Genomic DNA, 10,743 nt, shown 5'->3' on the forward strand with positions numbered 1-10,743 from the left:
AAATCCCTATTGCTTGAAAAATTTATTGTTAAGGATAGAAAGAAAAATATAAAAAAGGATGACTAATGGAATGCCTAAAAATTGCAAGGTCACCAACAGCAAAAGTGAAACCGCCAGAAAGAAAAAGGTCAATTTATTATCTTGAACCGTCAGTTTTTTGACTTTCAAAGAAAACAGAGGAATTTCAGCATTCAAGATGTAAGCACTTCCAATACTAATCGCCAAAAGCACACCATAATTTGTTAATAATTCGAATAACATGAACGAATCGAAATGACGCACAACCAATGGTAAACTCAAGATAAACAAAGCATTAGCAGGAGTAGGCAACCCAATAAAAGAATCGGTTTGACGGGTATCGATATTAAAATTGGCCAAACGATAGCAAGACCCCATAGTGATGATAAAGCCTAAAAATGAAAAGGCATAAGCAGGAGTAAAACTAGAAGTTATTGACAGACCGAAAGCAGACAACATCATTTGAAACATCACCAATCCAGGAACTACACCGCTGGTCACCATATCCGCCAAAGAATCGAGTTGCAAACCCAATGGACTCGACACTTTGAATAAGCGTGCAAAAAAACCATCGAAGAAATCTAAAAAAATACCCAAACTCACAAAATAAAACGCCATTTCGAATTGTTGTTGCACCACAAAAGTTACGGCAATACAACCACAAAATAAGTTCAATAGGGTAATAAAATTAGGAATGTGTTTTTTGAGAGCCATCGGAATCGGTATTAAAAAAATTGTACCAACAAAAGTAAGATAATAAGTGAAAGAGAAGTGCGTTTTTTATCAGAGTTTCTTCAGCAATTTTTAAAGAAAAGAGAATTCTCTTGAAAGTGAGGAATAAGCTCCCTAAAAAATTCTATTTTTGAAAACAAAAGCAATAACAAAATACCTTTTCCCATTTGAAAAAAATTAGTGCTGTTTTCTTTATTCTCTTGAGTCTCCAGCTATTCGCTCAAACCGTCAGAAAATATTCAAATGAGTTTATGAATATTGGTGTGGATGCAGCCTCTTTGGCCATGTCTAATACTGCAGTTTCCTTTACTTCGGATGTCAACTCGGTGTATTGGAATCCCGCAGGATTAAATCAGATAAAAGACCAGCAAATAGCAGGAATGCATGCCAATTACTTTGCCAATATTGCCCAATACGATTATTTGGCCTACGCCAATGTAATTGACGATAGGAGTAGTTGGGGCCTCTCATTGATTCGTTTTGGAGTGGATGATATTTTGAATACCACCGAACTCATCGACAATCAAGGAAATATTGACTACAACCGTATTGAATTGTTCTCAACTGCCGATTATGGTGTTACGTTTTCGTATGCTAGAAAACTTCCTGTAACTGGTTTACAATATGGTGTTAATGCCAAAGTTATTCGCAGAATTATAGGCGATTTTGCGGATTCATGGGGATTTGGATTTGATTTAGGACTGCAATGGCAGCGCAACAATTGGAATTTCGGACTGATGGTGCGCGACCTTACCACTACTTATAATATCTGGAATATCAACGAAAAAAAATACCAAGCCATAGCCGATGCTATTCCGGGCCAAAATCAAGAGCTCCCAGAAAGCACCGAAATTACAGCGCCCAAAGCACAACTTGGGGTTTCCAAAAAAATCATCATACGCTACGACTATAGCTTCTTGGCAGCCGCCAACCTCAACATGCGCTTTACCAAAACCAATGATATTATTGCTACCGACTTTGTAAGTATTGACCCAGCTTTGGGATTCGAAATGGGCTATACTGATTTGGTTTTCCTAAGAGCTGGTGTAGGGAATTTTCAAAAAGTAACCCAATTAGACACCAGCGAAACAACCAATTTTCAACCCAATATCGGACTGGGATTTCAGTACCGAGGCATTCAAATCGATTATGCTTTGACCAATATAGGCAACCAAGGTGTGGCTTTATATTCGAATATTTTTTCTGTAAAAGTGGATTTGGGACAGTTTAGAAGGTAATAACGGTTATCGGTTGTCGGTTGTCGGTTGTCGGTTGTCGGTTAACCGCAAGGAACGCAAAGGGTTACGCAAAGTTCGCTAAGGTTGAAACATTGAAGTCATTAAAGTTTTTGTTGCAGTGTTTGCACTAAAGCAGACGAATAAGTTCATTGAAGTTTATTTTAGAAGTAAAAATTTAATCACTTACTACATTTTAAATCTGTGAAAATCTGTGTAATCTGTGTCCAATGAACTTAACCGCAAGGAACGCAAAGGGTTACGCAAAGTTCGCTAAGGTTGAAACATTGAAGTCATTAAAGTTTTTTTTCAATAGGAAGTGTTATGAATTATAGCAGACGAAAAAGTTCATTGAAGTTTATTTTAGAAGTAAAAATTTAATCACTTACTACATTTTAAATCTGTGAAAATCTGTGTAATCTGTGGCCAATGAATTTAACCGCAAGGAACGCAAAGATTTACGCAAAGTTCGCTAAGGTTGAAACATTGAAGTCATTAAAGTTTTTTTTCAATAGGAAGTGTTATGAATTATAGCAGACGAATAAGTTCATTGAAGTTTATTTTAGAAGTAAAAATTTAATCACTTACTACATTTTAAATCTGTGAAAAGCTGTGTAATCTGTGGCCAATGAATTTAACCGCAACGAACGCAAAGATTTACGCAAAGTTCGCTAAGGTTGAAACATTGAAGTCATTAAAGTTTTTTTTCAATAGGAAGTGTTATGAATTATAGCAAACGAAAAAGTTCATTGAAGTTTATTTAAGAAGTAAAAATTTAATCACTTACTACATTTTAAATCTGTGAAAAGCTGTGTAATCTGTGTCCAATGAATTTAACCGCAACGAACGCAAAGATTTACGCAAAGTTCGCTAAGGTTGAAACATTGAAGTCACTAAAGTTTTATGTTGCAGTGTTTGATCTAAAGCAGACGAATAAGTTCATTGAAGTTTATTTTAGAAGTAAAAATTTAATCACTTACTACATTTTAAATCTGTGAAAATCTGTGTAATCTGTGTCCAATAAATTTAACCGCAAGGAACGCAAAGATTTACGCAAAGTTCGCTAAGGTTGAAACATTGAAGTCACTAAAGTTTTATGTTGCAGTGTTTGATCTAAAGCAGACGAATAAGTTCATTGAAGTTTAAAAATACACAAAGGCTACTAAATAACTTTGTGTAGCTTCGTGCCTTCTTTGTGCGGCTTCGTGGTAAAATGCAAAGGTTTAAAACAGTTAAACAATTCAACGATTAACCATTTAACCCATTAACCGATTAACCAAAGTAAACACCAACCCAGATGAGGTCGTAAATATATTTTCTTTGCGAATACTAACAACTCAACAGAATGCGCTATTTTTACACCGCAACTAATTGGCTTGTTTTTATGACTAGGACTTCTGCAGCTACTGCTTTCAATAATTTTTTACTACTTGTGTTTTTCTTATGGAGTTTAAGTACTTCTGCTCAACTTTTGCCACTTTCACCAAAAGCCACAGTCAGTGTGTTGACTTGTGCGACAGGAAATGAATCGTATTCGCTTTTCGGGCATACGGCACTTCGAATTAGTGACCCGAGTCAAGGGCTGGATGTAGTGTATAATTACGGAGCCTTTGACTTTTCGACACCCAACTTTGTAGCAAAATTTGCAAAGGGTGATTTAGACTATTTTGTTGTGGCTCATTCTTATTTGGACTTCATCAGTCAATACCAATACGAAGGGAGAAGTGTATACGAACAAAAATTACATTTAGCCCTTCCAGTAAAACAACGCCTTTTGAATCGTCTCAATAACACTTTACAGACTGAAGAGCGGTTTTATACCTATAAATTCATCGATAAAAACTGTACGACTATGGTAGTCGATTTACTAAATGAAGTGCTAGGCACTAAAGTAATCACCAAAACCAAAGCTACCGACATGACCTATCGCTCCGTGTTGTTTCCTTACTTCAAGCATCATTTTTATGAACAGTTGGGCACCAGCATTATCTTTGGCACCAAAGTAGATGAAAAAGCTACTACTCTTTTTCTTCCCTTTGATTTATTGGAAAGTCTTAAAGTCACCAAGTACCAAAATAAAAACCTTAGCGAACCGGTAGTTTCATTGTTGACGGTGGCTCCCATCACAGCTCGCTCGTGGTGGAATAATGCTTATACTTATGGTGCTCTTTTAGTATTACTCGTTTTTTGGAAAAAAAGAAGTGTGGCGTTAGCATTTTTAACCCTAATGGGTGTCTTGGGAGTATTTTTCCTTTTCATGGGATGGTATTCGCTGCATCCCGAATTGGCCAACAATTACAATGTACTTTTATTCAATCCAGCATTACTCTTATTGGTCTTTTTTGTCCGTCAAAAAAACAAAAAAGCTACACAATGGCTGATTTACTTTACTTGGGCATGCCTACTGATGTATACCTTACTGCTTATCAATAAAGCACCATTTTGGCTCCTTTTGCCTTTACTTGGTGTTAGCTCATTAGTTACTTACCGTATTTACAAAGCGGCTTAAGGATTTGCCCTTCGACTGCGCTCAGGCAATGTCATTAAGTTAAGGATTAAATGATTGCTGATTTTTGATTAACGATTTTTGATTGCTGATGTATAAGATGCTGAAAATCATATAATTTTTACTCACTTGCTCCAAAAATCTAAAATCAAGAATCGTTAATCTTCAATCTAAAATCTCTTAACTTAATGACATTGTGCGCTAGGATGACAATTTTGAATTTGGAATTTAGGTTTTGGGATTTGAATTTTATTGTCCTCGATAAAAAATTACAGTAGAAATCGTTTTTAGCATGATGCTTACATCCAAAAAGACACTTCTATGTTTGATATAGTACAAATCATATTGTAGTTTAATCAAGCTCTCTTCAATGGATTCTCCGTAGTTATAATTCACTTGAGCCCAACCGGTTAATCCAGGTTTAATGATGTGTCTGGTTTCATAAAATGGCATTACTGCCGAGATTTCGGAGACAAACATAGGTCGTTCTGGTCGGGGACCAATTACCCCCATATCGCCTTTTAGTATATTTAAAAATTGAGGGAATTCATCGATACGAGTTTTTCTTAAAAATCTTCCAAATGGCGTAATCCGAACATCGTCAGCAGTAGAAAAAACAGCGCCATCAGCCTCTGCATTTTCAATCATGGTTCTAAACTTATAGATGGCAAAAGGCACTCCATATTTTCCAATACGCTCTTGGGTATAAAATAACGAACCTCTATTCCATAAAGCATTCCCTAAAAGCAAAAAGGGAATTAAAAGCAAGCCTACAAAAATACCGACTATGGCTATCAACACTTCAAACATGCGCATTATATAGAGATACAATTTGTTTTGATTGCTTCTGCTGAACGGGAAAAAACGATAAAAATCTTCTGCAATTTGATGTACTGGGATGCGCTGTGTTTTATTTTCATACACATGAACATATTCTCGAATACTCCTTCCTGATTCAAGCAAATGCAGCAGTTGCTGGTACAATTCTGTAGTAATTCCGTCTGCTTTTTGAGAAGCCACAACAATCTCAGAAACGCCACTTTTGGAAACGAATTGGGTCAATTCCTCCGCTGGAATTTCTCTTATAAAATTGTACTTTGTCACCTCTACATTGGCTTTATCAGAGTTTACATAACCAATGATCTTGTAATACGGATCGGCTTCTTCTAAATCAAGAACCAATTGCTCTAATTGACCTTTGTCACAAATCAAAACCACATTTTGTACAAACCGATTGGAAGCCAAAAAGGTAACATAGAAAATACGCCAAAGATACAATGCCACAAATACAGTTGTATAAAAAATCACTAATTGCAGCCTACTATCGGGTAATTGTGGTGATAAAATGGGGGTTAATAAAAATACTAAAACTGTAGCCGTAGTAGTCAAAATAATGCTTTTTAATACCTGAAACGGATTACTAGCTACTTGAAGATTATACATTTCAAATACACCACCAAAGAGCAATAAATAAGCCGAAAAAACTAAAGGCCAATAAAAAGTAGTGGATGAGAATTCAAAATAAGTAAATGAAAAAAAGAGCGATAAAAAATACAACGCACCTAACACAACGATAAGATCTACTATACGTAATAGTACTTTTCTTTCTGAAAGTTCAAAATGCATTTTTTTATTGTTCATAGTAGGGCTGTATTGGTTTGCAAGTTACTGAATTTTAAAAATCTTAAACAGAAGAATTGAAAATAACCGCCCACTTTTCTTTCAGCAGTTCCCATTGAAACAAGTCCGCTTTATTTCTTGCTTTTTTGGTAATTTCAAGATGCTTCGATGGATTTTTTAATAAAAATTGAATGGCCTTGCCCATCGCTTCAAGCTCGTTGTCGCCTACTAAGATTCCCTCTTGATTATCTTCTATCAAGAATGGGATTCCACCCACGCGAGTGGAAATTACGGCCAATCCTAAACTCATCGCTTCAATGACACTTACGGGAAGGTTATCGAAATGGGTGGTGTTTAGAAAAAAATCATATTCTGACGCAAGCCTTACCCACTCTTTCTTTGACAATTGCCCTGTAAAACGAACGTTTACTTTTAAGTTTTTGGCCAATGCTTTGGCTTTTTCAAGACTTCCATCTTTATCAGGGCCAACCATACAAAGAGAAGCCTCTGGATAGTCTTGAACCAATTGGGCTAGCACTCGAATGGCCATTAATGGATTATAGATTTCGGCAAAAGCGCGCACCCACAATAGTTTGGGTTGTATCGTACTTCTTTCTTTAAAATTATACTGTTGTATTTCAATTGGATTGGGAATTACCACTAGATTGGGGCACCCTTTTTTGGCAAATATTTCTTTTAAATAGGCTGAAGGGCTAACATTGCAATAGGCCTTATAGAAAATACGTTGACAACTTTTGGGGTGTGTTTGCCATCTTTTGGGTAAATTGCCTCCATGCAAAATTGGGACATACTTCAACTTCCTAAGTCGACACAGCTGACTGACCCAGTAAGCATACCAAAAATTGGTGGTGCTATAGGTATCAATCAAAACAAAATCAACTTTTCTGACAAATGCTGTTCTGAACATCATGTGTAGCAGACGCCACAAAGGATGTTTAAACCCTGAGGCATAAGTCAAACGGTAGCCTTCACCTTCCAACAGCAGTCCCAAAGTATCTATACCCGTAGGATTTGCTCCTGTGTGGGCCAACTTATTTCCTATGTAGAGTAGGTGCTTCACGATATATTTTTAAAAGTGACAAGGCATACACAAAAGCAGGTGCCGATAATCGCATGGCAGCATGATTGATGGTTAACAACCAAAAAATAAAAAAAGAGAGTGCTAAAAGGTTTTGCCTATCCATCGTAAATAAATAAAGGGGCGTGACTATCAAAATCAACAAACAGATTAGTCCAAGGGAACCATGCTCGGCCAACATTCGAGTAATTTCATTGTGGGTGGCTAAATCTATTCCTGTTTGACTTCTTCTAAGTTCTTTATTCTTTCCAACTCCCACACCCAGCAAAGGATGTTCATAAAACATCTTCAATTCCGATTCTATTAAGACTTCTCTTCCTGAAAGTTGGCTTTGCTTTTCCCTACCTGCAGCATCTTTATTGGCATAGCGTTTGTCTAGCAAACCATTGGTTTTTATCGAACTATAGCTCCAAACTGCTAGGCCGGCTAAAAAAGAGCACAATATAATTCCTCCAATTTTAGGTTTGGTTTTAAAATTAGCTTGAAAATATAAAATAATCAACACCAAAAGCACCATGGCTAACCCAGTATAAACACCCCCTCTAGAAAAGGTTACCAAGCCTCTGAACGCAAATACCAACACTAAAGCCCCATTGATTAGCTGAAGTAGGCCATTAGAAGAGTTGAGCATCAATTGCACAAAAAAGATAAAGATCCCAAATCCCAAAATGGTCGATACTTGATTGGGGCCAAATCCACCCGATGTTTCAAAATTGGATTGCGTCCCTGTAACTACATCTTGTATGTTGGGGGTGTAAAAATAGAGATAGGTTACCAAACAAAGCAACGGCAATGAAAAAGCCGTGATAACTCCGAGTAAGCGTTGAAAAGTAAGCGCTCTGTTGAAGCAATAAATGGCCGAAATTCCCAAACAAAGAGGGCCAGTTATATTAAAAACGATGGCTTTTTTAACATCTGTAGTAATATCTAAGGTTAGGGTAGAAAGTACCACACTTGGCACTAATAAAAACAAAAAAAACCAATAGATCCAAGAATTCCTTGAAAAGCCTGAAAAAAACATCCCTAAAAAAAGAAAAAAGATGACGAGGTATTTCCCATATTCGTTTACAAAAGTACCTCCTGTCATTCGAAGCATGATTTCGGCACTGACGGCATAAGCAGCCATAAGCAGTGCTTCATTATGTTTGTTTTTAGAATGAACAATAAAATAGATTCCAAAAACCAAGAGCGCAATGCCATACACCTTACTCAAAAAAGGAAATAAAAAAAACACAAAGCCAAATAAAGCGTGTAGGGCTAGTAAATAAAGATAAATGACCTCTTCCTTTTTCATTTTATAGTTGTGCTAACCATTGTAAATATTTTTGCAAAACACCTTTTGAAGCATAGTCTTCTACAACCGTTTGTTCTAAAGCCAATGCCATCGTATTTCTGACTAAGGGATCCGAAATTAAAACAATCAAAGCCTGACAGAAAGATCCAGCATCATTAGAAGGCACCAACGAACCATTGACACCATTATTTATGATACTCGGCAATTCGCCAACAGCTGTCACTACTACAGGTAACGGTTGCCTCCCATATTCCAGCAAAGCGACCGGTAACCCTTCTGAAACAGAAGTTAAAATCCCAATAGCACTCTGTCTCAAGATGCCATTAATATCCGTTCTTGAACCGTACAAAAATACTTGATTTTCCAATTGGAATTCTTTTATCTTGTGTTTTATTGCTTGTGAATAGTCATCATCGAAATCTTTCCCCACCAAATGAAACGTCCAATCCGGATGAGAAGCCTTGAGCAAACGAGCTACCTCTAAAAGTAGAAAATGATTTTTATCTGGTCTTAAATTGGCTAATAAAAGTATTCTCTTACCGTCAATACCCTTAAGAACTGTTTTACATTCTTCTTTAGTTATACATATAAAATTGGGTAAATAAATAACATTTTTAGATTTCAACTGCTTTTCAATCCAATTTTTTAAATTCTGATTCACCGAAATTACTCCGCTGAAAAATGGAATTAAAGCCTTAAAAATAAATATTCTTTTATTTGATATTGCTTTATTATCTCCATAATGATAATGCCAAATCAATTTTAGAGAGGGACAACAGATTTTTAATAGAAACGCTGTAAAAAAAGAAGTGCTATGGGCATGGATATGGGTTATGCTCTGTTGCAAAACAAACGAACGCAAACGCCATAAGGCTCTACAATCGAATACCTTTTTTTTATTTAAAAATAGGTAGGTTACTTTTGGATCGATTTGCGCTAACAAAGCCCCTTCTTTTCGTGTAGCCACTAGCGCCGAAAACCCTAGGGCATCCCCAAGCGCATTGGCATAATTTAGTGCCATTCGCTCGGCGCCACCGGCTTCTAAGGAGTCTATGAGTTGGAGAATGCGCATATAACGTATTAGGTTTACTAGAATAAGAAACTAAGGACTACTTACTGAGAACTGGAAACTATTCTTTTTATTTCATTTTCAAAAACATCCAAAGTATATTTTCTGGACCACTCAGAGGCCAACTTTCTTTTTTCCAAAAAAGCTACCTCATCCTTCAAAATAGCCAAAACTTGCTTAACGTCTTGTTCTAAATCTGTAGTTAAAACAACCCCTCTTTTGCCATAGTCCAGCATAAAAGGCACACACGAAACCGGTGTTGCTAGCGGAACACAGCCCCAAAACATGCCCTCAGCAATGGCTTTGGGCCAACCTTCGCTTTGAGAAGGCAAGAGCACAAAATGACTGTTTTGATAAGCAGTCTTGATGCTTTCTTGAGATTGATTGCCTTTCAAAGTGATGCAACTTCCCAAATGATTTTTCTCAATATACTGGTCCAATACCAGTCTTTCAGGTCCTTCGCCATACAATTCTAATTGAACGTCACACCCTTGTTTCAATAAGGCCTCAACCAAAGTTATAGCATATAACGGGCGTTTTCCTTTAGATAAAGTTCCAACAAAAACAAAGCGGATAGCCGTAGCAAAAGTGAGTGGTTTTAGCGGTGCTTTTTCGGTTTCCCGATAGGTCGCTGTAAAAAAGGGTTTGCTATTTTTCGAACTCCCCTCCCATTCCCCATACACCATCACTTGCATATTTCGTGTCAGGAAGGTATTACTTAAGAGCCATTTTTGCAAACGATAACTCCAAGGCTGCTTGGCTTTTGGATCCCAGTTACCGGCATATTTCGCCGTTTTGGCTTTGAAAGGAAACACAATTTGTACCAAACATCCCAACAAACCAATATTGCCTGGGCATCGCAAATGAATGTGATCGGCTTGGTACATGGCTTTGAAAATTTGCCAAGTAATTCCTGGTAATTTAAAAAAAGTCGTTATTCTTGACTTCCAAGTCAAGACATCTATAGCATCTACAGGAATAAAGACGATTTCTTTATGATGATAAGCGCAGTCTATAGCTGTAGGTTCTTGTTCTTCAACCGCTGCAACAATTAGTAGCTGTGTTACAAATTGCGACCAAACATTCATTTCTCTTACATAAGGTGCGTATGCAAAATACTGATTGTTTTGCTTTTTGTGTAAGACATGAGTGATGATGGCGAATTTCATT

The 10,743-nt window shown here is 36.8% G+C and carries 8 protein-coding genes; 2 read left to right on the plus strand and 6 right to left on the minus strand.

Annotation, left to right across the window (positions count from 1 at the left end; all coding sequences use genetic code 11):
• Nucleotides 1–6: 6 nt before the first annotated feature.
• Nucleotides 7–732 (minus strand): CDP-alcohol phosphatidyltransferase family protein, encoded by a 726-nt coding sequence (locus tag ACSVH5_RS10800; protein ID WP_438061449.1) that lies wholly within the window; start codon nucleotides 730–732, stop codon nucleotides 7–9.
• A gap of 269 nt (nucleotides 733–1,001) precedes the next feature.
• Between ACSVH5_RS10800 and ACSVH5_RS10805 the strand changes: the two genes are divergently transcribed.
• Both ACSVH5_RS10805 and ACSVH5_RS10810 read left to right on the plus strand, forming a co-directional pair.
• Nucleotides 1,002–1,988: a PorV/PorQ family protein gene (locus ACSVH5_RS10805; RefSeq protein WP_438061605.1), complete on the plus strand. Its 987-nt coding sequence runs from the start codon at nucleotides 1,002–1,004 to the stop codon at nucleotides 1,986–1,988.
• 1,381 nt (nucleotides 1,989–3,369) lie between these two features.
• Nucleotides 3,370–4,494 carry a lipoprotein N-acyltransferase Lnb domain-containing protein gene (locus ACSVH5_RS10810; protein ID WP_438061450.1) on the plus strand — a complete coding sequence of 375 codons (1,125 nt, stop codon included), beginning with the start codon at nucleotides 3,370–3,372 and terminating at the stop codon, nucleotides 4,492–4,494.
• Between the two features lie 246 nt (nucleotides 4,495–4,740).
• Here the strand turns inward: ACSVH5_RS10810 and ACSVH5_RS10815 are convergent, their stop codons facing one another.
• Genes ACSVH5_RS10815 through ACSVH5_RS10835 form a run of 5 tightly spaced genes read right to left on the minus strand, consistent with a single transcriptional unit; the run spans nucleotide 4,741 to nucleotide 10,742 of the window.
• Nucleotides 4,741–6,132, minus strand: a complete 1,392-nt coding sequence (locus tag ACSVH5_RS10815) for an exopolysaccharide biosynthesis polyprenyl glycosylphosphotransferase (RefSeq protein WP_438061451.1) — start codon at nucleotides 6,130–6,132, stop codon at nucleotides 4,741–4,743.
• A gap of 43 nt (nucleotides 6,133–6,175) precedes the next feature.
• Nucleotides 6,176–7,192 carry a glycosyltransferase family 4 protein gene (locus ACSVH5_RS10820; protein WP_438061452.1) on the minus strand — a complete coding sequence of 339 codons (1,017 nt, stop codon included), beginning with the start codon at nucleotides 7,190–7,192 and terminating at the stop codon, nucleotides 6,176–6,178.
• Complete coding sequence (locus tag ACSVH5_RS10825; protein ID WP_438061453.1) at nucleotides 7,164–8,504, minus strand: O-antigen ligase family protein; 1,341 nt, start codon at nucleotides 8,502–8,504, stop codon at nucleotides 7,164–7,166. Before ACSVH5_RS10825 ends, ACSVH5_RS10820 begins: the two co-directional genes overlap by 29 nt.
• 1 nt (nucleotide 8,505) lies before the next feature.
• The gene (locus ACSVH5_RS10830) at nucleotides 8,506–9,576 is read right to left on the minus strand and encodes a glycosyltransferase (RefSeq protein WP_438061454.1); all 1,071 of its coding nucleotides are present in this window, start codon (nucleotides 9,574–9,576) and stop codon (nucleotides 8,506–8,508) included.
• A 41-nt stretch (nucleotides 9,577–9,617) separates the two neighbouring features.
• Nucleotides 9,618–10,742: a glycosyltransferase gene (locus tag ACSVH5_RS10835; protein ID WP_438061455.1), complete on the minus strand. Its 1,125-nt coding sequence runs from the start codon at nucleotides 10,740–10,742 to the stop codon at nucleotides 9,618–9,620.
• Nucleotide 10,743 lies beyond the last annotated feature (1 nt).

The sequence above is a fragment of the Flavobacterium sp. RSSA_27 genome (assembly GCF_051547125.1).
GTDB lineage: Bacteria > Bacteroidota > Bacteroidia > Flavobacteriales > Flavobacteriaceae > Flavobacterium.

Coding starts and splice junctions, on each gene's coding strand:
- ACSVH5_RS10800 (WP_438061449.1), bottom strand. CDS start 732: ATGGCTCTCAAAAAACACATTCCTAATTTTATTACCCTATTGAACTTA.
- ACSVH5_RS10805 (WP_438061605.1), top strand. CDS start 1,002: ATGAATATTGGTGTGGATGCAGCCTCTTTGGCCATGTCTAATACTGCA.
- ACSVH5_RS10810 (WP_438061450.1), top strand. CDS start 3,370: ATGACTAGGACTTCTGCAGCTACTGCTTTCAATAATTTTTTACTACTT.
- ACSVH5_RS10815 (WP_438061451.1), bottom strand. CDS start 6,132: ATGAACAATAAAAAAATGCATTTTGAACTTTCAGAAAGAAAAGTACTA.
- ACSVH5_RS10825 (WP_438061453.1), bottom strand. CDS start 8,504: ATGAAAAAGGAAGAGGTCATTTATCTTTATTTACTAGCCCTACACGCT.
- ACSVH5_RS10830 (WP_438061454.1), bottom strand. CDS start 9,576: ATGCGCATTCTCCAACTCATAGACTCCTTAGAAGCCGGTGGCGCCGAG.
- ACSVH5_RS10835 (WP_438061455.1), bottom strand. CDS start 10,742: ATGAAATTCGCCATCATCACTCATGTCTTACACAAAAAGCAAAACAAT.